Genomic DNA, 21,018 nt, shown 5'->3' with positions numbered 1-21,018 from the left:
CGATACTCAGACATGGGTCCCTCTTTTCCGCTCTTTTCGCCGAAGCCCGAGGCGCCCCATACGGCCTCTGAACACCTCCACGGCTCGCTTCGCATCGCCGTGGGTGTTTCCCGCCCCTTCGGGCGGGAAACACGGCTACCACAGTTGGTTGATCTTGCCGTCGGTTGGCTCCCCTCTCCCACTTGTGGGAGAGGGGCCGGGGGAGAGGGCGGGCGCTGGCAAGGGCGCGATCTCACCTTCTCCCGTGCCGGCTGCCAGTATCACGCCACTCAGGGTGCGCCCTGATACACCCATTGCAGCAGGGCGTCGTGGGCTTCGCGGGCTTGTGCTGCGTTGGCGTGGTTGATGTAGCTGACCACCACATAGCGGTCGCCGTTCAGCGCATCGACATAGCCGGCCAGCGCCCGGACGTCGTTCAACGTTCCCGTTTTCATGTAGGCATTGCCGGCCGCGCCGGCGCGCGTCAGGCGGTTGCGCAGCGTGCCGTCCACGCCGAGGATCGGCAGTGAATCGATCAGCACCGGGCCGACTTCACTGGCCAGCGCTTGCTGCAGCAGCCGCGACATATCGTAGGCGCTGATGCGTTCTTCACGCGATAGTCCGGAGCCGTTGTCCAGTACCAGGCCGGGCATGTCCAGCCCCTGGCGCGCCAGCCAGCGCTGCACCACCTTGGCCGAGCGGGTGGTGCTGGCCGGGCCGCTGCGGTCCATCTCCGCGCCGATGGTCAGGTAAAGCTGGCGGGCCATCACATTGTTCGAGAACTTGTTGATGTCGCGCACGATTTCCGACAGGGGCTGGCCGTAGTGGCGTGCCAGCAGGAAGGCGTTGCGCGGGGCGCGGCCCATGCGCAGGGCTGGCTGGTGGGTGAAGCGGCCGCCGGCCAGTTGCCATTCGGCGACAAAGCCGCCCCAGGTGAATTCGTTGTGCGAGAGCGTGGCGATGTTGACCACGTGTTCGCCGCAGTCGGCGGCGTAGCTGCCGTCGAAGGAGGCCAGCACGGTGCCGTCGGGCTGTGGCGTGACGGCGGGGCGCGCGCGTGCCGACCAGTCGCCGCATTTACCGTGGGACAGCGCCAGGCGGTTGTCGAGCTTGAGCTGCGCCAGCGCGGGCGTGACCGATACCGCGACCGACTGGTTGGCCGGGTCGGGCGTGATGGTAAACGACAGCGTCTTGAAGGCGTAGAGCAGCGCGTCGGGGCTGACGTTGTAGGCGCGCTGGGTTTCGCCATCGATGGTGGTGCCTTTGTCGAGCGCGGAATCGAAGTAGCTGCGGTCCAGCACCAGGTCGCCATTGATGGTGGTGGCGCCCGCGATGCGGGCGCTGTTGACCAGCTTGGCCATTTCTTCCGGCACCAGCTTGGGGTCGCCATAGCCGCGCAGGTAGACGTTGCCGTTGACGGTGCCGTCGGCGCCTGGCTGGTTGTCGGCGTACAGCGCGGTCTGCCAGCGGTAACCGGGGCCAAGCAGCTGGAGCCCGGCGAAGGTGGTGACCAGCTTCATGGTGGAAGCCGGGTTCATCGGCGTTTGCGCGTTCCAGCTTGCGCGGGGCGCTGGCGCGCCGACCTTGATCACGTAGAAGCTGGTGGCCGAGGCGGGCACATGCGCGCGCTTGAGCGCGGCCGTTACGCTGCCCGGCAGGCCTGAGCGCGGCTCGGCGGACTCGGCCGCGGCGTGGGCGGCCTTGGCCTTGTGAACGGGGGTCTTGGCGGCGGCGGTGCTCACGCCGCTGAGGCACAACAGCCCGGCGGCGCAAAGCGGCAGCAGGCGGTGAAGAATGGGGGAAGGGCGATTCGGCATGGTGCCCATGTTAACGCATGGGCCTGGGCGCGGATGACGCCGCCATGCGATTTCCGCAGGTTTTTCCGCAGGAACTCCGTCTAGTCTTCTGCGGCGTTTGCGGGATCTTCCAAACGGGCCGCACCGATCGCCTGCGGCGGCGCGAGCTTTCCGAGCAGCGTGCGCAGCGTATCTTGTTCCTGCGCCGACAATGCCCCCGCGACGCGCGCATCGTGCGCGCACACCGCGGCGGTGGCGGCTTCCAGCGTGCGCCGTCCCGTCGGGGTCAGCACCAGGCTGTAGGCGCGGCGATCGTGCGGCGCCGGGCGGCGCGCCACCAGCTTCATGTCTTCCAGCGCGTCGACCAGCAGCACCGCGCCCGAGCGCGCGATGCCCAGGATGCTGGCCAGCTCGGTCAGCTTGAGCAGCGGATTGCGCGAGACGATCACGAGCGCGGAGAAACGCGGCGGCGTGATGTGCCACTGCGCCAGCGATTGCACGAAGTCTTCGTAGATACGGATCTGCGCGCGGCGGATGGCGTAGCCGACCAGGCCGTCCAGCACGCCGTAGTCGACATTGGCGATATGCGGGTCGAATCCACCGGGCGCATCGGCTGCCCGGCTGGCGCCGGCGGGATCGGGGGCGAGGGCATCGCGGCTGCGGCGCGCTCGCGCCTTTGCTGTGGTCATGAGGCCTTGGCGTCGGTCGATGGATGTGGGTGGCGATGGCTGCCTGAGAAACCGGGCCGCCTATACGACGCGAAAATACCGCATTTCCACCCGGTCCGGATAGCGGGCGCCGGTGGCGACAAACAGGTGCTGCATGAGCCAGTCGTAGCCGGGCGCCGCCGTCTCGAAGCGGGGCGCGGTGCGGAAATAGATCAGGCGCGGGTCGACGATCTCGCCGCCGGCCAGGCGCGCGATCAGCGCGGCGGGGCCGCTGCGCACGCCGGCGTTGACGATGTAGATGCGCGCGCCGTCGTCGGTCTCCAGCACATAGCGGGCCTCGATGTCGGCCACGACGATGCCGTTGCCGGCGTCGTGGCGCACCAGCTGGAAATCCGCGCCGCCGGGCAGGATGCGCCCTTGCAGGCGCGGCCCGGAAACGACGCCATCGAGAATGGGGATGACCCGCCGGTTGCCCAGCGCGCTCGCGCCCACCTCGGTGACCGGCGCCAGCCGGAAGCTGAAGTCCGCCACATGCTCCAGCGTGGGCGTGGGCAGGGCGGCGATGGCAAAGGGCGCGGAGGTCATTTCAGCAGCTTCCAGTTGCCATTGTCGATGGTCAGCATCACGCGGCCGCGGGTGTCAAAGCCGAAATGATCCTGCGCGGTGTAGTTCAGCACGCCATGCGACACCACGATATTGCGCTCGCTCTCCAGCGCGGCCTTGAGCGCGCGGCGGAACTCCGGCGTGCCTGGCTTGGCCTGCTTGAGCGCCACCGGCACGATGCGCTGCAGCACCAGGCCCGCATCATAGGGGTGGGCGCCGAACTGGGTGCGGGTGTCGGGCCCGTACTGCTTCTCGTAGCGGCCCACGTAGTCCAGCCCCGGCTTCTTGGTGGCGGCGCTGTCCGGCAGCTGCTCGGCCACGATCACCGGCCCGGCGGGCAGGATGGAGCCGTTGACGGCTTTGCCGCCGATGCGGATCAGGTCCTTGGTGGCCGCCCCGTGCGTGTGGTAGACCGGGCCCGCGTACCCGCGCTCGCGCAGCGTGGTGTGCGGCAGGGCCGCGCCGGTGCCGGCGCCGGCGATCAGCACCGCGTCGGGGCGGGCGGCGATCAGCTTGAGCGTTTGCGCGGTCACGCTGGTGTCCGAGCGCGCATAGCGTTCGGTGGCCACCAGGCGCATGCCGCGCGCGGTGGCGGCGGTGGTGAACTCCTTGAGCCAGGTCTCGCCGTAGGCGTCGGCAAAGCCGATGAAGGCGATGGTCTTGATGCCTCTGGCGTGCGCGGCATCCGCCACGGCCTCGGCCATCAGCTTGACCGGCTGGGCCAGGCGATACGTCCATTCGCCGCGGCCGGGCTTGAGCTCGATCGGCGAGAAGGCCAGCTGCACGGTCTGGCTCTCGTCGGCGACTTCGGCAATCGCGATCGACGGCGCCACCGCCGACGAGCCGAGGATGATGTCGACCTTGTCTTCGCTGACGAAGCGGCGCGCCACCTTGGTGGCCTGGGTGGGATCGGAGCCGTCGTCCAGCACGATGTAGCGGATTTTCTCGCCGGCGATGGTCTCCGGCAGCAAGGGCATGCTGTTCTTCTGCGGGATGCCGAGCGAGGCCGAGGGGCCGGTCGACGCGATGCTGACGCCGACCGTCACCTCGGCAAGCGCGGGCGCGGCGCCGAGCGCGGCGGCAAGGCTGGCGGTGATGGCGAGCGCAAGGCGGCTGGCGGGTGTGGCAAGGCGTGTAGGGCTGGGGCGCGGCAAGATGTCTCCTTTTCTTCGAATAACACCGGCTTCTCAGGGCCGGTCGGGGGGCATGATACGACGGACTGGCGTAATCACAGAGGCGCGCGGCCCGCTTAGCGCGGCGGCACCTGCAGCGATTGCCGGTCGAAGCCGGCGAGCTGCTTGTAGCGCAGCGCAATCGCTTCGAGCTCGGTGCGCGGGATCACGGTTTCGATATCGCTGAAGCCTTGCGGCGCGCGCTGCTCGGCCAGCTGCATGACCTGCTCGGGCCCGTTCATGCGGTTGCGCAGCACGATGGCCGCGGTGCGCGGCAGCCGTTCCGCTTCGTACTCGCGCAACGCATGGCCGGTGCCGCAGGCGTCGCGCGGCGCGCCGTTGGCCAGGAGGCTGTCCATCAGGTAGCGCGCATCGAGGATGGCCTGCGCGCTGCCGTTGGAGCCGATCGGGTACATCGGGTGGGCGGCGTCGCCTAGCAGCGTCACGCGGTCGAAGGTCCAGCGCGGCAGCGTGTCCTTGTCGACCATGGGGAATTCGTAGATGGCCTGTGCGCCGTCGATCAGCGCGGGGATGTCGATCCAGTCCCAGCGCCAGTTCGCAAAGGCTTCGCGGAACACGGACTTGTCGACCTGCTTGTTCCAGTCGCTGCGCGGCGGGGTATCCGGCGCGCTGTCGGGCACGCGCAGCTCGGCGATCCAGTTGACCAGCGAGCGCCCCTGGCGGCGCAGCGGCTCGGAGATCGGGTAGGCCACGAACTTCTGGTCCTGGTGGCCCGCCATGAACATCGAGCTGCCATCCAGGTACGGCGGCGCCTCGGTGACGGCGCGCCACAGCGTGCGGCGCGAGAAGCGCGGCGCGTCGCCCTGCGGATAGAAGTGGCGGCGCACGGCGGAGTGGATGCCGTCGGCGCCCACCAGCACATCGGCCCGCGCCGTGACTTGCGCGTTGTCGCTGCGCCGGCGCAGCGTGAACTCCACGGGATCGCCCGCGCGCGCGCCGGTGCTCGTGACCGCTTCGAACGTATGGCCGGCATGCACGCGCTCGGCGCCCAGGCGCTCCACCACGGTGCGGTAGAGCAGCATCTGGAATTCGCCGCGATGGATGGAGAACTGCGGCTGGCCGTAGCCCGCCGCGCGCCCGCGCGGCTCGTGCCAGATGCGCTGGCCAAGTTTGTTGTAGTAGGACAGGGACGAGGTCTGCACCGCCAGCTCGGCCAGTGCATCGTGCAACCCCAGCTCGGACAGCTCGCGCACCGCGTGCGGCAGCAGGTTGATGCCCACGCCGAGCGGGCGCAGCGTCTCGCTGGCTTCCCAGACCTCGGCCTCGATGCCGTGCCGGTGGCAAAGCAGTGCCAGCGTCAGGCCGCCGATGCCGCCACCGGCGATCGCGATCTTCATGGTGTTGTCTCCACAGCTTGTTATGGAATTCCCGGGCCGCGCGGGTGCTCCATGCGGAGCCGGCGGCCACTGGCAATATTGTTATAGAGTATAACTAAATGCGCGAAGGCTTCAAGATCGGCGGCGTGCGGGGAAACCCGCAAGCAAGCGCCGCATGCACGTCCTGAGCACGGGATTTGTGGGAATCCGCTGACACGATGTTCGGCCAAGCCCCGGTTCCGCAGAGCGGCCCCGGGCCCCATAGTGAAAGTACCTGCCGCGAAGCATGGACCTTGCGGCAAACGCGATAACGATGCCTGGGGGCATTGCCAGGCGCAAAACAAATTCCACAAGGAGCTTCATCATGCGTACCGTAACCCTGTCTATCCTGCTTGCCACCCTCCTGAGCGTGGCGGGCTGCGCCGACATGACGCCCAAGCAGCGCAATACCGCCATCGGCGCGGGTGTCGGCGGTGTGGCCGGCGCTGCACTGATCGGCGGCCCGGCGGCCACCATCGGTGGCGCGGCGCTGGGCGGTGTGGTTGGCAACGTGGCGACGCCAGAACGCCGGTAAGGAATAATGCGGCCACGCGCAGCCATGCGAAGTGGCTGGCCAAAAAGCAAAAAGCGGATGCCATCGGCATCCGCTTTTTGCTGCCTGATCGCTGGCTCAGCAGGCTGACTTCGCGACCGCCTTTGTGGCAGTCCCGCTTTTCCCCGCGGCGTTGGCTACCGGGAACACGGTATCGTAGGCCCAGTTGTAGACGAACGCATAGACCACATAGAAGGCCGCCAGGGCGATGTCCATGATGAATGCATCGAACAAACTCATGTCGAGATACCACGCCACCATCGGCAGGAACACCACCAGCAGGCCCAGTTCGAACAAGATGGCGTGGAGCACCCGCACGGCCACCGGCTTGCGCAACTGCCCGGTGAACCGCAGCATGGCCTTGTCGAACAGCACGTTGTAGAGGTAGTTCCAGCCGGCGGCGATCAACGACGCCACCACGGCGAGGATGCCGATCTGGTGAAGGGCGAAGCCAAAGACCCAGCTGCCCACGGGCGCGACAATCAGCAAGCCGATCACTTCAAAGCCGATGGTGTGACGAATTCTGTCCTTGGTGCTGCGCATGATACTTCCTGTCTGGCGTGTGAATAGAGGGCATTCTATCGAGTATTCGGGGATGGTAAAGTTGGGTTCTATCGCTTAAAACGATGGATGGGCAGCGACCCGTCCCAAGGAATCGACATGAGCCTCTCGCTCGAACAATTGCAGGCCTTTGCCGCGGCCGCCGAATGTGGCTCTTTCTCCGCAGCCGCGCGCCGGCTGGGCAAGGCCCAGTCGGTTGTCAGCGCGGCCGTGTCCAATCTCGAGATCGACCTGGGCAACCAGCTGTTCGACCGCGGCGGGCGCTATCCCACCCTGACCGCCGCGGGCGAACGCCTGCTGGCCGAGGCCCGCGTGATCCTGGAGCGTTGCGAGCATTTCCGTGGCGTGGCCAAGAGCCTGGGCGAGGGCGTGGAGAGCCGCCTGGTGCTGGCGGTGGACGAACTCTATCCGGAGGAAACCCTGGGCGTGATGCTGGAAGAGTTCTCCGAGCGCTTCCCGGCGGTGGAACTGGAGCTGCTGTTTCCCTTGATGGAAGACGTCAGCCGGCTGGTGCTGGAGCGTTGCGCCGACCTGGGAATCATGTGGCGCCAGGAGGTGCTTCCGCCGGAGCTGGGTTTCCGCGCGCTGGGCTGGGTGCCGATGCGGATCATCTGCGCGCCAGACCATCCGCTTGCGGACCAGCGCGTGGGCTGGGAGGAACTGAAGCGCTACCGGCAGCTGATGGTGGCCACCCGTACCGACAGCGAGGAAAAAATGCGGCTGCGCGTGGCCGCCGAAGTCTGGTGGGTGGAGAGCCAGTGGGTCATCGTAGAACTGGTCAAGCGCCGGCTGGGCTGGGCCTTCGTGCCCTGGCACGTGGCGGCCAACTCGCCGGCGGGCACGCAACTGGTGTCGCCCGCGCTGGAGTTCGACGACCAGGACTGGCCGGTGGCGATGGAGCTGGTGTGGCACAAGCAGCGGCCGCTCGGCAAGGCCGCGACCTGGCTCAAGGAGCGGGTGAGCAAGCAGCCGCTGCCGCGTCCGGAGGTGCCTGCCCGCCCGTAGCCGATGCCGGCAGCTTCTCGGCGCTATCGGGTAAGCCCGAATTCCTTCGCCAGCGTGCTATAGCGCTGCACCGTTCGCCGCACATAAGTATCCAGGTCAGCGCCGCCCAGGTCAGCCGGGAACAGGCCCTGCTCCGCGCGCAGCCGGGCGAATGCCGGGCTGGCCTGGAGGCGTTCGAAGCGGCTGGCCCAGCGCTGGTAGTCGGCCCGTGCAACCTTGGGGCCCATGTAGAAGCCGCGCAGGATGGGCCAGACGATGTCGAAGCCCTGCTCGCGCGCGGTGGGTACGCTGGCCAGCCTGCCGGGCAGGCGCTGCGCCGCCAGCACGGCCAGGATGCGGATGCCGCCCGCGCCGAGCTGCATGGCGGCCTCCGATGCGTCGCCGGACACCGCCTGGACGTGCCCGCCCTGCAGTGCCGTGAAGGCCTCGCCGCCACCCTCGAAACCCACGAAGCGCATGCGCTTGTAACCCACGCCGGCCTGCCGCGCCACCAGCGCGGCCTTCATCCAGTCCTGGTTGCCGATGGTGCCGCCGGCCCCGAACAGTACCTGGTCCGGATCCGACCTGAGCGCGGCCACCAGGTCCTTCAGGGTCTTGAAGGGCGAATCGGCGCGTACCGCGATCACGCCGTAATCGGTGCCGAGCGCGCCGACCCAGCGCACGTCCGCCGCGCCGTACTTGCCGAACTTGCCTTGGGCCAGCGCCAGCAGGGAGCCGTCTGAAAAGGCGACGATGGTGTCGGGCTCGGCGGGGCGTTGCGCCACGATGCTGTTGTAGGCCACCGCGCCGATGCCGCCCGGCATGTAGGCCAGCCGCATCGGCTGCTCGGTGAACCCGGCTTCGAGCAGCGCACGCTGCGCCAGCTTGCAGGTCAGGTCGAAACCGCCGCCGGGCTTGGCAGGCACGATGCACTCCGGCGCGGCGGCCGCCGGCCGCGCGCAGGCGGCGGCAAGGGCGAGCGCCGCGCAGGCAAAGCGCAGGGCGGCCAGGACGTGGCGCATCGATTCTCCTCGGGGGGTGAGTGGACGGCAGACAGCTTACCGGGAAATCCCGAAAAATCTGCTGGCTGGCAATGCGAAAATCCGGCATAACGTAGCAAACCTGAGGCATTGACCGAAGCCGCCGAACAGGCCAAAGCCGCGCGCTACGACGACGGCTGTCTCTCCCTCTCCCCTCAGGGGGAGAGGGCCGGGGAGAGGGGTGGCTCAGCTAGGAGCCACTTGAAGCGGAGCCCTTTGGTTTGGTACAGCACGACGGTGTATTGAGCGCCCGCCCTCTCCCCCGTCCCCTCTCCCGCCATGCGGGAGAGGGGAGCAAACCATGCGCATGACATAGCGTGACGCCAGCTGGAAACAAGCAGGAGAACACCTTCCCATGAGAGTACTGCTGGTCGAGGACCACGATGAACTGGCCACCTGGGTGATGCAGGCGTTGCGCGCGCTGCATTTCACCGTGGAGCGCGCGGCCGACGCGGCCAGTGCGCAATCCTTGCTGTTCAGCACGCACGCCGGCAGCGCGGGCGGGGCCGGCAGTGACTACGCGCTGGTGCTGCTGGACCTGACCCTGCCCGACCGCGACGGCCTGGACCTGCTCGCGCGCCTGCGCGCTCGCGGCTGCCGCGTGCCGGTGATGATCCTGACCGCGCGCGGCGAAGTGGGCGACCGGGTCAAGGGCCTGGACCTGGGCGCCGACGACTATATGGCCAAGCCCTTCGACCTGGCCGAGTTCGAGGCGCGCGTGAAGGCGCTGCTGCGCCGCGCGCGCCAGACCGAGGCGCCGCTGGTGGTGTGCGGCGGCCTGGGGTTCGATACGGTGTCGCGCCATTTCCAGGTGGGCGGCGTGCCGCTGGCGCTGACGCCGCGCGAGCATGCGGTGCTGGAGATCCTGATGACGCCGCCCGGCAAGACCGTCAGCAAGGACCGCATCTACGCTAGTATCTTCACCCTGGCCGACGACACCCAGCCGGACGTGATCGAGGTCTACGTGCATCGCCTGCGCCGCAAGCTCGAAGGCTCGGGCGCCGCTATCGTGACCTTGCGCGGGCTGGGCTACGTGCTGGAGCCCAGCGTTGGCTGAGCCGCGCAAGCGCGCCGCCAGCCTGCGCGCACGCCTGCTGTGGTGGCTGATCCCGCCCATGCTGGCGCTGCAGGCCGCGTACGGCGTGGTGGCTTACTCCAACGCGCTGGAATCCGCCAACCAGGCCTATGACCGTACCTTGCTGGCATCGGCGCGCAACATTTCCGAGCGCATCACGCTGACCCCCGAAGGCGTGCGCGTGGACGTGCCGTATATCTCGCTCGATACCTTCGAGGTGGGCATGAACGCCACCATGTTCTACCGCGTCAGCGGCGTGCATGGCGAGTTCGTCTCGGGCTACGACGACCTGCCGCCATTCGATGCCAGCCAGCCGCGCACCAAGCTGTATCCCGCGCTGGTGAGCTTCTACGACCGTACTTACCGTGGCCAGCCGATCCGCATCGCCGCGCTGCGCCAGCCGGTGATGGACGCCAGCGGCACGCGCGGCGGCATGGCCTTGATCGAGGTGGGCGAGACGCTGGACTCGCGCCAGGCGCTGACGCGCAACATCCTGTTCGATGTGTTGTGGGGCCAACTGATGCTGGTGCTGGCCGCGGTGCTGGTGATCTGGCTGTTCACGCGGCGCGCGCTGGCGCCGCTCGATGCGCTGCGCGAAGCCGTGGCGCAACGCCAGCCCGGCGCCACCACGCCGCTGCCGCTCGACAGCGCCCCGCGCGAGACCGCGCCGCTGGTGGAGGCCATGAACGGCTACATGGCGCGGCTGGAACAGGTGCTCGCCGCGCAGCGCCGCTTTATCGCCGACGCGGCGCACCAGTTGCGCACGCCGCTAGCCGTGCTGCACACGCAGGCCCAGCTGGCCGCGCGCGAGCGCGATCCCGACGAGCAGCGGCGCATCGCGCAGGGCCTGGCCGACAGCACCGCGCGCATGGCCGCGCTGGCCGAGCGCCTGCTGTCGATGGCGCGCGCCGCCCACGGCGGGGCCGAGGCGCCGCGCGCGCTGGACCTCGCGGCGTTGGTGAAAGAGGTCTGCCTTGAGCTCACGCCCGCCGCGCGTGCGCGCCGCATCGACCTGGGCTTCGAAGGCGAGGGCGCGCAGCCAGTGCGCGGCACCGATCTGCTGCACGAGCTGGTGACCAACCTGGTCGACAACGCGCTGCGCTATACGCCATCGGGCGGCATGGTCACGGCGCGTGTCTTGCGCGCGGGCGAGGCGGTGGTACTGGAAGTGGAGGACGACGGCCCCGGCATTCCCGCCGCGGAACGCGCGGCGGTGCTAGAGCCGTTTTACCGCGGCAAGGCGGCGGGTTTGAAGGCGCCCGGTGAGGCGGCGCCCACTGGCTCGGGGCTTGGCCTGACCATCGTGCGCGACATCGCCGTGGCGCATGGCGCGTCGCTGGCGCTGCTGGATGGCGCGCAGGGCAGGGGCCTGCTGGCGCGGGTGCGCTTCGCGCCGGCATAGGGCGGCGCGAAGGCTCCCACCGCGCCATTCGCCATTCGCTATTGCGTTGCCGAGCTGCCGGGCGCTGTGCCAGCCGGCGCCGTATTGGACGCGCTATCCGTCTCGATATGCCAACCGCCGCCCAGCGCCTTGATCAACACCGCGCTGGTCGTGTACTGGCGGCCCACGATGGTCAAGTAGGTGCGCTCCGCCGTGTAGGCGGTGGTCTGCGCGGTCAGTACGTCCAGCAGGCTGGCGGTGCCAGCGCGGTAACGGTTGTTGACCAGGGCCAGCGCATCACGCGCCGAACGCAGCGCGTCGTTCTGCACCACGCCTTCTTGCTCCAGCAGGCGCGCGCCGGCCAGGTTGTCCTCGACCTCCTGGAACGCGGCGAGCACCGTCTGGCGGTAGTTGGCCACGGTCTGATCATAGGCCGCCACCGCCTGCGCCTTGGCCGCGCTGCGCAGGCCACCGTCGAACAGCGTGCCGGCCAGCGCCGGGCCGATCGACCACACGCGGTCCGGCAGCGACAGCCAGCGCGCCAGCGTGCCGGCGGAAAGCCCGCCGGTGGCCGACAGCGACAGCGTCGGGTAATACGCCGCCTGCGCAACGCCGATCTGCGCGTTGGCCGCGGCCATGCGGCGCTCGGCCGCGCCGATATCGGGCCGGCGTTCCAGCAGCGCCGACGGCACCGCGATAGGCACGCGCGGCACGGCGGCGGCATAGTCCTGCGGCGCGATGGAGAGGTCGGCCGGCGGCTTGCCAGTCAGGATGGCGATGGCGTGCTCGAGCTGCGCGCGCGTGATCTGGATATCGATCTGCTGCGCCTGCGCGGACTTGAGCTGGGTCTCGGATTGCAGCACGTCCGAGCGCTGGGCGGTGCCGGCTGCGTACTGGTTGCGTACCAGCTGCAGGGATTTCTCGTAGTCGACTACCGTGCGGTCAAGCAAGGCCTTCTGCTGGTCGGCGATGCGCAGCAGGAAATAGCTCTGCGCCAGCGTGGACTGGGTCGACAGCAAGGTCGAAGCCAGGTCGGACTGGCTGGCCTGCGCGCTGGCTTCGCTGCTTTCCACCTGCCTGCGCACGCGGCCCCACACATCGATTTCCCAGCTGGCCGACAGCGTGGCGTTCTGGCTGTTGCCGATCAGGCCGCTGCTGCCGCTCGCGCGGCTCAGCCCGGCCGATGCGCCCAGCGTGGGGAAGTAGCCGGCGCGCGCCGATTGCAGCGCGGCCAGCGCTTGCCGGTACTGCGCCTCGGCCGCCTTGATGTTCTGGTTGGATACCTGCACCTGCGACATCAGCGTGTCGAGTGCCGGATCGCTGAACACCGCCCACCAGTTGCTGCGCGCGCTGGCATCCTGTGGCTCGGCCGGTTTCCACGTGCCCCACTGCGAGGTGTCGGCGGGTGCTTCCTTGAAGGCCGGGGTGCTGGGCGCGTCAGGCCGCTTGTAGTCGGGGCCCACGGCGCAGCCGCCCAGCAGCAGGGCGCAGGCTATCGTCAGCACGGTCGCGGGGACGGAGAGGGCAGGGAGGCGAAGAAAAGCGTTCATGGATCGCATTCAGGGTTCGAGGCTGGCCGTGGCCGCAGGCACGGCGGAGCGGCGCTGGCGCCAGGCTTTCACCTTCAGGCGCCAGCGGTCCAGCGTCAGGTACACCACGGGCGTCGTGTACAGCGTCAGCAACTGGCTGACCACCAGCCCGCCGACGATGGAGATGCCCAGCGGCGCGCGCAGCTCGGCACCGTCGCCGTGGCCGATCGCCAGGGGTATCGCGCCGAGCAGGGCCGCCATGGTGGTCATCAGGATCGGGCGGAAACGCAGCAGGCAGGCGCGGTAGATGGCGTCATGCGGCGACAGGCCCTCGCGCCGCTCGGCGTCGATGGCGAAGTCGATCATCATGATGGCGTTCTTCTTGACGATGCCGATCAGCAGGATCACGCCAATCAGCGCGATGATGCTGAAGTCCGTGCCCGAGGCCAGCAGCGCCAGCAGCGCGCCGACGCCGGCCGACGGCAGGGTGGACAGGATGGTGAGCGGATGCACGTAGCTCTCGTACAGCATGCCGAGCACGATATAGATGGTGATCAGCGCGGCCAGGATCAGCAGCGGCTGGCTCTTGAGCGAATCCTGGAAGGCCTTGGCGCTGCCCTGGAAGTTGGCCTGCAGCGTCTCCGGCACGCCAATGCGCGCCATCGCGTCCTTGACCATGTCGGTCGCCTGCGATAGCGAGACGCCCTCGGCCAGGTTGAAGGAGATGGTGGAGGCCGCGAACTGGCCCTGGTGATTGACGCCCAGCGGCGTGCTGGTGGGCGTGAACCGCGCGAAGGCCGACAGCGGCACACGCTTGCCACCGCCAGTGACCACATAGACATCCTGGAGCGCATGCGGGCCTTCCAGGTACTCGGGGCTGAGCTCCATGACCACCCGGTACTGGTTGAGCGGATTGTAGATGGTGGACACCAGGCGCTGGCCGAAGGCATCGTTGAGCACCGCATCGATCTGCTGCGCGGAGACGCCGAGCTTGGACGCGGTGTCGCGGTCGATGATCACCGAGGTCTGCAAGCCCTTGTCGTTGGTGTCGGTGTCGACGTCTTCCAGCCCCTTGAGGTTGGAGATGGCCGCGCGCACCTTGGGCTCCCACTCGCGCAATACGTCGAGATCGTCCGACTGCAGCGTGAACTGGTAGGCCGAGCTGCTTTGGCGCCCGCCAATGCGGATGTCCTGCACCGAGGTCAGGAACAGGCTTGCGCCGGGCTCCTTGGCGAGCTTGACGCGCAGGCGTGCCACGATGGCATCGGCGGATTCGCGCTCGGCAATCGGCTTGAGCGTAACGAACATCTGGCCGGTATTGCGTTGCGAGCCGCCGGTGAAACCCGTCACATTGACCACCGCCGGATCGGACTGCACGATCTTGATGAAGTTATCGAGCTTGGGCCGCATGGCCTGGAACGAGGTGGCCTGGTCGGCGCGGATAAAGCCGATCAGGCGCCCTGTATCCTGCTGTGGGAAGAAGCCCTTGGGCACGATCATGTAGAGCCAGACATTGAGGCCGATGGTGGCCAGCAGCACCAGCCACACCAGCGTGCTGTGGCGCAGCGCCACCGCCAGCGTGCGTGAGTACCCGTCGTGCATCCAGGTGAACACGCGTTCGCTGGCGCGGTAGAGGCGGCCCTGGCGCTCGGGGCGCACCGGCTTGAGCAGGCGCGCGCACATCATCGGCGTGGCCGTGAGCGAGACCACCAGCGACACCAGGATCGCCACCGACAAGGTGATGGCGAACTCCTGGAACAGCCGCCCGACGATGCCGCCCATCATCAGCAGCGGGATAAACACCGCGATCAGCGACAAGCTCATCGACAGCACCGTGAAGCCAACTTCGCGCGAGCCCTTGAGCGCGGCTTCGAGCGGCTTCATGCCTTCCTCGATGTGCCGCGAGATGTTCTCCAGCACCACGATGGCGTCATCCACCACGAAGCCGGTGGCGACCGTGAGCGCCATCAGCGACAGGTTATTGAGCGAGAAGCCGGCCAGGTACATCACCGAGAAGGTGCCGATCAGCGACACCGGCACCGCCACGCTAGGGATCAGCGTGGCGCGCACATTGCGCAGGAACAGGAACACCACCATGATCACCAGCGCCACCGAGATCATCAGGGTGTGCTCCACCTCGCGCAGCGAGCCGCGGATGGTGGGGGTGCGGTCCATCATCACTTCCATCTTGATGGCGGACGGGATCATCTGCTGCAGCGACGGCAGCATCTCGGTGACGCGGTCCACCGTCTCGATGATGTTGGCGCCGGGCGAGCGGTTGAGCACCAGCAGCACCGAGGGCTGGCCGTTGGCGGAGCCGGCGTTGCGGATGTCCTGCACCGAGTCGGTCACCCGCGCCACGTCCGACAGCCGGATCGGCACTGCGAAGGAGTTCGGGCCGCCGCTGCTGGTGTTGCCGCCGGTGGCGCCGGTGCTGATGGTGGTGGTGCCGCTGCTGGTGGTCAGCGTAGTGGTGGTGACCCCGTTGACGGTCTTGGTGCTCACGCCGCCGCCCGCGGTGGCGTTGGCCGTGCTGGCGATCAGCGCACCGGCCGAGGCCGACGAGTAGGTGCCCGGCGTGGCGTAACGCACGATCAGCGGCATGTAGTCCGCCGCCTTCATGGCCTGGTCGTTGGCGTAGACCTGCCAGTTGGTGGTGGTGTTTTCGAGCGAGCCGAGCGGACGGTTGGCGTTGGTGGCGCTGATGGTGTTGCGCACATCCTCCAGCGAGACACCGTACTTGTTGAGCGCCGTGGGGTTGAGCTCCACCCGCACCGCCGGCAGCGACGAGCCGCCGATGGTGACCTGGCCCACGCCCTCGATCTGCGACATCTTCTGCGCCAGGATGGTCGAGGCCGCATCGTAGAGCTGGCCGCGCGTCATGGTGGGCGAGGTCAGCGCGATGATCATGATCGGCGCATCGGCCGGGTTGACCTTGCGGTACGTCGGGTTGCTCGGCAGGCTGGTGGGCAGCGTGGCGCGCGAGGCATTGATGGCGGCCTGCACGTCGCGCGCGGCGCCGTCGATGTCGCGCGAGAGCTCGAACTGCATCGTGATGCGGGTCGAGCCCAGCGAACTGCTGGAGGTGATCTCGGTGACGCCGGCAATGGCGCCCAGGGCGCGTTCCAGCGGCGTGGCCACGGTAGCGGCCATGGTCTCGGGGCTGGCGCCGGGCAGCGAGGCCGACACCGAGATGGTGGGGAAATCCACCTGCGGCAGCGGCGACACCGGCAGCAGCCGCAGTGCCGCCAGCCCCGCCAGCAGGATGCCGATGGTCAGCAGCGCGGTGGCGACCGGGCGATGGATGAAAGTGGCCGACAGGTTCATTACGGCCTCGGCTCCGGAGCGTGCCCGGCTTCACTGCCACCTGCGCCACCACCTGCGCCACCACCCGTGTCGTCGCCAAACCGGCGCTGGCGCCAGGCTTTCAGGCGCGTTGCCACGCTGTCGAACGCCAGGTAGATCACCGGCGTGGTGAACAGCGTCAGCACCTGGCTGACCAGCAGGCCGCCCACCATGGTGATGCCCAGCGGGCGGCGCAGCTCCGAGCCGATGCCGGTGCCCAGCATCAGCGGCAGCGCCGCCAGCAGGGCCGCCATGGTGGTCATCAGGATGGGGCGCAAGCGCAGCAGGCAAGCCTGGAAGATCGCCTCGCGCGGCGCCATGCCGCCCTCGCGCTCGGCCTCGAGCGCGAAGTCGATCATCATGATGGCGTTCTTCTTGACGATACCGATCAGCAGGATGATGCCGATGATCGCGATGATGCCCAGGTCCTGGCCCGAGACCAGCAGCGCCAGCAGCGCGCCTACGCCGGCCGAGGGCAGGGTCGAGAGGATGGTCACGGGATGGATGGTGCTCTCATAGAGCACGCCCAGCACGATGTACATCGTGATCACCGCGGCCAGGATCAGCCACAGCGTGTTGGACAGCGAAGCGCGGAAGGCCAGCGCGGCGCCCTGGAAATCAGTCTGCATCGAGATCGGCAGGCCGATTTCCTGCTCCACCTTGGCGATCTTGTCGACCGCGGCGCCGAGCGATTCGCCCGGTGCCAGGTTGAACGAAATGGTGGCGGAAGGGAACTGGCCCTGGTGGTTGATCACCAGCGGCCCCGTGCGCTCGCTGATGCGCGCGAACGCGCCCAGCGGCACCTGCCCGCCGGAGGAGGAGGGCAGGCGCAGTTCCGCCAGCGACTGCGGATCGGTGCGGAATTGAGGCATGGCCTCCAGTACCACGCGGTACTGGCTCGCCTGCGTGAAGATGGTCGACACCAGGCGCTGGCCGAAGGCGCTGTACAGCGCGCTGTCGATCACCGCGGTGGTGATGCCGAAGCGCGCCGCGGCGTCGCGGTCGATATCCACGTAGGCGCGCAGGCCGTTGTTCTGCTGGTCGCTGGCCACGTCGCGCAGCTCCGGCTCCAGCTTCAGGCGCTCGACCAGTCTCGGCACCCAGGTGGCCAGCGTGGTGGGGTCCGGGTCCTGCACGGTGAACTGGTACTGCGTGCGTGCCACGCGGTCCTCGATGGTCAGGTCCTGCACCGGCTGGGTGTAGAGCGAAACCCCGCCGAGCTTGTCGACCGCGGCCTGCAGGCGGCGCGTCACGTCCTCGATGGAGTCGCTGCGCTGGTCCTTGGGCTTCAGGTTGATCAAGAGGCGCCCGGCGTTGAGCGTGGTGTTGGTGCCGTCCACGCCGATGAAGGACGACAGGCTTTCCACCGCCGGGTCTTCCAGCACCACCTTGGCCACTGCCTGCTGCTTCGCTGCCATGGCGGGGAACGATGTGGTCTGGGACGCTTCGGTAATGCCCTGGATCACGCCGGTGTCCTGCACCGGGAAGAAGCCCTTGGGCACCAGCATGTACAACAGCACGGTCAGCACCATGGTGCCAACGGCGACCAGCAAGGTGAGTTTCTGGCGGTCCAGCACCCATTCCAGCGCGCGGCCGTAGCGGTCGATCACGTTGTCGAAGAAGCGGCCGCTGGCGCGGTGAAAGCGCGAGAGCTTCTCTTCGGGCACATGGTGCAGCAGGCGCGCGCACATCATCGGCGTGAGCGTCAGCGAGACCACCGCCGAGATCAGGATCGACACCGCCAGCGTGATGGCGAACTCGCGGAACAGGCGCCCGACCACATCGCCCATGAACAGCAGGGGGATCAGCACGGCCACCAGCGAGAACGTCAGCGAGATGATGGTGAAGCCGATCTGCTTGGATCCCTTGAGCGCCGCCTCCATGGGCGAATCGCCCTTCTCGATGTAGCGCATGATGTTCTCGATCATCACGATCGCATCGTCCACCACGAAGCCGGTGGCAATGGTCAGTGCCATCAGCGTCAGGTTGTTGATCGAGAAGCCCGCCAGGTACATCACGCCGAAGGTGCCCACCAGCGACAGCGGCACCGCCACGCCCGGGATGATGGTGGCCGGCACGTTGCGCAGGAAGACGAAGATCACCATCACCACCAGCGCGACCGCCAGCAGCAGTTCGAACTCCACGTCGCGCACCGAGGCGCGGATGGTGGTGGTGCGGTCGGTCAGCAACTGCACCTTGACCGAGGCCGGCAGCGCGTTCTGCAATTGCGGCAACAGGGCCTTGATGCGGTCGACCACCTCGATCACATTGGCGCCGGGCTGGCGCTGGATGCTCAGCACGATGGCCGGCTTGTCGTTGGCCCAGGCCGCCAGGCGGCTGTTCTCGGGCCCGTCGACGATGTTGGCCACATCGGTGATGCGGATCGGCGCGCCGTTCTGGTAGCCGACGATGATCTGGCGGTACTCGTCGGCGGACTTGAGCTGGTCGTTGGCGTCGATGGTGGAGGCGCGCGCGGGGCCGTCGAAGCTGCCCTTGGCGCCGTTGACGTTGGCGCTGCCGATCGCCGTGCGCAGGTCGTCGATCGACATGCCGAGCGCGGCCAGCGCGGTCGGGTTGGCCTGGATGCGCACTGCCGGGCGCTGCCCGCCGCTGATGCTCACCAGCCCCACGCCCTGCAGCTGCGAGATCTTCTGCGCCACGCGGGTGTCCACCATGTCCTGCAGCTTGGGCAGCGGCATGGTGTCGGACGTCATGGCCAGCGTCATGATCGGCGCGTCGGCCGGGTTGACCTTGCTGTACACCGGTGGCATCGGCAGGTCCGCCGGCAGCAGGTTGCCGCCGGCATTGATGGCGGCCTGCACCTCTTGCTCGGCCACGTCCAGCGACAGCGTGAGCTCGAACTGCAGCGTGATCACCGAGGCGCCACCCGAGGAGGACGACGACATCTGCTTGAGGCCCGGCATCTGGCCGAACTGGCGCTCCAGCGGCGCCGTGATGGACGAGGTCATCACATCCGGGCTGGCGCCCGGATACAGCGTGGTGACCTGGATGGTCGGGTAATCGACCTCCGGCAGCGCCGACAGCGGCAGCAGCCTGAAGGCCACCAGGCCCGACAGCAGGATGGCGACCATCAGCAGCGCGGTGGCGACCGGCCGCTCGATGAACAAGCGTGAGGGATTCATGCTGGGTCCTTACTGCGGCCGCTGGGGCGCCGCGCCCGCCGGGGCGCCAGCGCTGCCGCCGCCATCCGTTGCAGCCGCGCTCGCGCCGTCGCGGTGACGGCGCCCTTCACCGTGCGCACCCGAGGCACCCGAGTCACCCGAGGCACCCGGCACGCCGGAGGCGCCGGCCGCGCCGGCCGCGCCGCTGGCGCCACCATCGCGGCGCCGTCCGCGCCCGCGCGGCGCGCTGGCCGGTACCAGCGCGGCTGCGCGCGCTGCCGGGTCCACGGTTTCCACCGTCATGCCTTCCTTGAGCCGGTCGGCACCGTCGACCACCACGCGCTGGCCGGGCTGCAGGCCCTTGGTCACCACGGTGCGATCGCCGTCGCTCGTGCCGAGCGCGACCACCTGGACCTTGACCTTGCTGCTGTCGTCGACGACATAGACAAAGGTGCCTTGCTGGCCGCGCTGGATTGCCGCCACCGGTACCACGGTGGCGTCCTCGATCGTGTCCACCTTGGTGCGCATGTTGACGAACTGGTTCGGGAACAGCAGGCCGTCCTGGTTCTGGAAGATCGCCTTGAGCTTGACCGTGCCGGTGGTGGTGTCGATCTGGTTGTCGGTGGTCAGCAGCGTGCCATCGGCCAGGCGGTTGCGGGCCTGGCGGTCCCAGGCCTGGACGGGAATGGTCTCGCCCGCGTGCAGCCGCTTGAGCACCGACGGCAGGTTGTCTTCAGGGATGGTGTAGAGCACCGCGATCGGCTGGATCTGGGTGATCAGGGCGATGCCGTTGGTGTCGCTGGTGCTGATGATATTGCCCGGGTCGACCTGGCGCAGGCCGATGCGGCCGGAGGCCGGCGCCATGATGCGGGTGTAGCCCAGTTGCAGGCGGGCGCTGTCCACGTTGGCCTGGTCGGTCTTGACCACGCCTTCATACTGGCGCACCAGGGCGTCCTGGGTGTCTACCTGCTGGCTGGAGATGGAATCCTGGCCGAGCAGCGTGCGGTAGCGCTTCTGGTCCAGGCGGGCGTTCTCCAGCAGGGCGCGGTCGCGCGCCAGCGTGCCCACGGCCTGGTCCAGCGTGGCCTGGAACGGGCGTGGGTCGATCTCGGCAAGCACGTCGCCGGCCTTGACCATCTGGCCCTCCTTGAACAGGACCTTGAGCAGAGGACCCGACACCTGGGCCCGCACGGTCACATTGGCCACGGGCGTGACATTGCCCAGGCCGTTGAGGATGACGTCCATATTACGCTTGGCCACGGTGCTGACCACCACCGGCGAGCGCTGGCCGCCGGGACCCCCAGGGCCGCCGGGGCCGCCAGGGCCACCACGGCTGCCGTTAGTGCCGCCGGGCGCGCCTGCGGCACCGGCTGCGGGCGTACGATGCTTGTACCAATACCAGCCGCCGCCGGCCAGCAGCAGGATCAGCGCGGCGGCGATCAGTTTGCGGCGGCGCGAGGCAGCCTTGGGCGGCGGTGGCAGCTTAGCCGGTTGATGTTCTTCGGGGTTGGCCATGACCGGATCCTGGGAGCGACGCGTCAACAAAAACGCGTTTGAACGATTTTCGGGGTATGAGAGGCAGAAGTATGCCGCAACGCCGTCGGCACGTGCCGCTGGCAGCACGCGGCTTCATGCGCGATTACGCGCTGGCCGGGCGGCGTCGGGCGGGGCCGTCCTGACCGGCGACCGCCGGCAACGGCAACATAAGCGAAGCATAATGCGCGCTGGCGGCACCCATGTTTCAGCGCGGGCGGCCAATCTTACAGATCATTACCAGCAGCCCGGGTGTAATGCCCTGAAACAATTCGCCCGGATTGCCGCGCCCAGCCTAGCT

General features: G+C 68.3%; 15 protein-coding genes. 4 read left to right on the top strand and 11 right to left on the bottom strand.

The window, feature by feature from the left end; translation table 11 throughout:
* Positions 1-269: 269 nt before the first annotated feature.
* The 5 genes from dacB to AC1Q7Q_RS24840 all read right to left on the bottom strand — a co-directional run bounded on the left by dacB (position 270) and on the right by AC1Q7Q_RS24840 (position 5,576).
* Positions 270-1,805: a D-alanyl-D-alanine carboxypeptidase/D-alanyl-D-alanine endopeptidase gene (gene dacB / locus AC1Q7Q_RS24860; RefSeq protein ID WP_492376146.1), complete on the bottom strand. Its 1,536-nt coding sequence runs from the start codon at positions 1,803-1,805 to the stop codon at positions 270-272.
* A 71-nt stretch (positions 1,806-1,876) separates the two neighbouring features.
* Positions 1,877-2,464 (bottom strand): MarR family winged helix-turn-helix transcriptional regulator, encoded by a 588-nt coding sequence (locus AC1Q7Q_RS24855; RefSeq protein WP_492376145.1) that lies wholly within the window; start codon positions 2,462-2,464, stop codon positions 1,877-1,879.
* A 60-nt stretch (positions 2,465-2,524) separates the two neighbouring features.
* Complete coding sequence (locus AC1Q7Q_RS24850) at positions 2,525-3,028, bottom strand: DUF3237 domain-containing protein (RefSeq protein ID WP_492376144.1); 504 nt, start codon at positions 3,026-3,028, stop codon at positions 2,525-2,527.
* The gene (locus AC1Q7Q_RS24845) at positions 3,025-4,143 is read right to left on the bottom strand and encodes an ABC transporter substrate-binding protein (RefSeq protein ID WP_492376147.1); all 1,119 of its coding nucleotides are present in this window, start codon (positions 4,141-4,143) and stop codon (positions 3,025-3,027) included. The genes AC1Q7Q_RS24850 and AC1Q7Q_RS24845 overlap by 4 nt, the downstream gene beginning before the upstream one ends.
* A 152-nt stretch (positions 4,144-4,295) precedes the next feature.
* On the bottom strand, positions 4,296-5,576 hold the full coding sequence (locus tag AC1Q7Q_RS24840; protein WP_492376143.1) for a flavin-dependent oxidoreductase: 1,281 nt from the start codon (positions 5,574-5,576) through the stop codon (positions 4,296-4,298).
* Positions 5,577-5,919: 343 nt separating this feature from the next.
* On the opposite strand from AC1Q7Q_RS24840, the gene AC1Q7Q_RS24835 reads away from it, so the two are divergent.
* Positions 5,920-6,129, top strand: coding sequence for a YMGG-like glycine zipper-containing protein (locus AC1Q7Q_RS24835; protein ID WP_150992709.1), 210 nt, complete (start codon positions 5,920-5,922; stop codon positions 6,127-6,129).
* A gap of 96 nt (positions 6,130-6,225) precedes the next feature.
* Here AC1Q7Q_RS24835 and AC1Q7Q_RS24830 read toward each other — a convergent pair whose 3' ends face one another.
* A complete protein-coding gene (locus AC1Q7Q_RS24830; RefSeq protein WP_492376142.1) occupies positions 6,226-6,690 on the bottom strand; it encodes a PACE efflux transporter in 465 nt (154 codons plus the stop codon).
* A gap of 117 nt (positions 6,691-6,807) precedes the next feature.
* Here AC1Q7Q_RS24830 and AC1Q7Q_RS24825 point away from each other — a divergent pair, with 117 nt between their 5' ends.
* The gene (locus AC1Q7Q_RS24825) at positions 6,808-7,713 is read left to right on the top strand and encodes a LysR family transcriptional regulator (RefSeq protein ID WP_492376141.1); all 906 of its coding nucleotides are present in this window, start codon (positions 6,808-6,810) and stop codon (positions 7,711-7,713) included.
* A gap of 23 nt (positions 7,714-7,736) precedes the next feature.
* On the opposite strand, the gene AC1Q7Q_RS24820 is transcribed toward AC1Q7Q_RS24825, so the two are convergent.
* Positions 7,737-8,714 (bottom strand): tripartite tricarboxylate transporter substrate binding protein, encoded by a 978-nt coding sequence (locus AC1Q7Q_RS24820; RefSeq protein WP_492376140.1) that lies wholly within the window; start codon positions 8,712-8,714, stop codon positions 7,737-7,739.
* 373 nt (positions 8,715-9,087) lie between these two features.
* Here AC1Q7Q_RS24820 and AC1Q7Q_RS24815 point away from each other — a divergent pair, with 373 nt between their 5' ends.
* Together AC1Q7Q_RS24815 and AC1Q7Q_RS24810 are read left to right on the top strand one after the other, a co-directional pair.
* The gene (locus tag AC1Q7Q_RS24815; RefSeq protein WP_253933184.1) at positions 9,088-9,789 is read left to right on the top strand and encodes a response regulator; all 702 of its coding nucleotides are present in this window, start codon (positions 9,088-9,090) and stop codon (positions 9,787-9,789) included.
* Complete coding sequence (locus AC1Q7Q_RS24810) at positions 9,782-11,209, top strand: sensor histidine kinase (RefSeq protein ID WP_492376139.1); 1,428 nt, start codon at positions 9,782-9,784, stop codon at positions 11,207-11,209. The genes AC1Q7Q_RS24815 and AC1Q7Q_RS24810 overlap by 8 nt, the downstream gene beginning before the upstream one ends.
* A gap of 38 nt (positions 11,210-11,247) precedes the next feature.
* Here AC1Q7Q_RS24810 and AC1Q7Q_RS24805 read toward each other — a convergent pair whose 3' ends face one another.
* The 4 genes from AC1Q7Q_RS24805 to AC1Q7Q_RS24790 are packed head-to-tail and all read right to left on the bottom strand — an operon-like array spanning position 11,248 to position 20,699.
* The gene (locus tag AC1Q7Q_RS24805) at positions 11,248-12,738 is read right to left on the bottom strand and encodes an efflux transporter outer membrane subunit (RefSeq protein ID WP_492376138.1); all 1,491 of its coding nucleotides are present in this window, start codon (positions 12,736-12,738) and stop codon (positions 11,248-11,250) included.
* A gap of 9 nt (positions 12,739-12,747) precedes the next feature.
* Positions 12,748-16,044, bottom strand: a complete 3,297-nt coding sequence (locus AC1Q7Q_RS24800; RefSeq protein ID WP_492376137.1) for an efflux RND transporter permease subunit — start codon at positions 16,042-16,044, stop codon at positions 12,748-12,750.
* On the bottom strand, positions 16,044-19,205 hold the full coding sequence (locus AC1Q7Q_RS24795) for an MdtB/MuxB family multidrug efflux RND transporter permease subunit (RefSeq protein ID WP_492376136.1): 3,162 nt from the start codon (positions 19,203-19,205) through the stop codon (positions 16,044-16,046). The genes AC1Q7Q_RS24800 and AC1Q7Q_RS24795 overlap by 1 nt, the downstream gene beginning before the upstream one ends.
* A gap of 9 nt (positions 19,206-19,214) precedes the next feature.
* Positions 19,215-20,699, bottom strand: coding sequence for an MdtA/MuxA family multidrug efflux RND transporter periplasmic adaptor subunit (locus tag AC1Q7Q_RS24790; protein WP_492376135.1), 1,485 nt, complete (start codon positions 20,697-20,699; stop codon positions 19,215-19,217).
* Between the last annotated feature and the right edge of the window lie 319 nt (positions 20,700-21,018).

It is taken from the genome of Cupriavidus sp. GW823-FHT07A04, assembly GCF_058794615.1.
This window is presented reverse-complemented; position numbering and strand designations above follow the sequence as displayed.

Coding starts and splice junctions, on each gene's coding strand:
- dacB (WP_492376146.1), bottom strand. CDS start 1,805: ATGGGCACCATGCCGAATCGCCCTTCCCCCATTCTTCACCGCCTGCTG.
- AC1Q7Q_RS24855 (WP_492376145.1), bottom strand. CDS start 2,464: ATGACCACAGCAAAGGCGCGAGCGCGCCGCAGCCGCGATGCCCTCGCC.
- AC1Q7Q_RS24850 (WP_492376144.1), bottom strand. CDS start 3,028: ATGACCTCCGCGCCCTTTGCCATCGCCGCCCTGCCCACGCCCACGCTG.
- AC1Q7Q_RS24840 (WP_492376143.1), bottom strand. CDS start 5,576: ATGAAGATCGCGATCGCCGGTGGCGGCATCGGCGGCCTGACGCTGGCA.
- AC1Q7Q_RS24835 (WP_150992709.1), top strand. CDS start 5,920: ATGCGTACCGTAACCCTGTCTATCCTGCTTGCCACCCTCCTGAGCGTG.
- AC1Q7Q_RS24830 (WP_492376142.1), bottom strand. CDS start 6,690: ATGCGCAGCACCAAGGACAGAATTCGTCACACCATCGGCTTTGAAGTG.
- AC1Q7Q_RS24825 (WP_492376141.1), top strand. CDS start 6,808: ATGAGCCTCTCGCTCGAACAATTGCAGGCCTTTGCCGCGGCCGCCGAA.
- AC1Q7Q_RS24820 (WP_492376140.1), bottom strand. CDS start 8,714: ATGCGCCACGTCCTGGCCGCCCTGCGCTTTGCCTGCGCGGCGCTCGCC.
- AC1Q7Q_RS24815 (WP_253933184.1), top strand. CDS start 9,088: ATGAGAGTACTGCTGGTCGAGGACCACGATGAACTGGCCACCTGGGTG.
- AC1Q7Q_RS24805 (WP_492376138.1), bottom strand. CDS start 12,738: ATGAACGCTTTTCTTCGCCTCCCTGCCCTCTCCGTCCCCGCGACCGTG.
- AC1Q7Q_RS24800 (WP_492376137.1), bottom strand. CDS start 16,044: ATGAACCTGTCGGCCACTTTCATCCATCGCCCGGTCGCCACCGCGCTG.
- AC1Q7Q_RS24795 (WP_492376136.1), bottom strand. CDS start 19,205: ATGAATCCCTCACGCTTGTTCATCGAGCGGCCGGTCGCCACCGCGCTG.
- AC1Q7Q_RS24790 (WP_492376135.1), bottom strand. CDS start 20,699: ATGGCCAACCCCGAAGAACATCAACCGGCTAAGCTGCCACCGCCGCCC.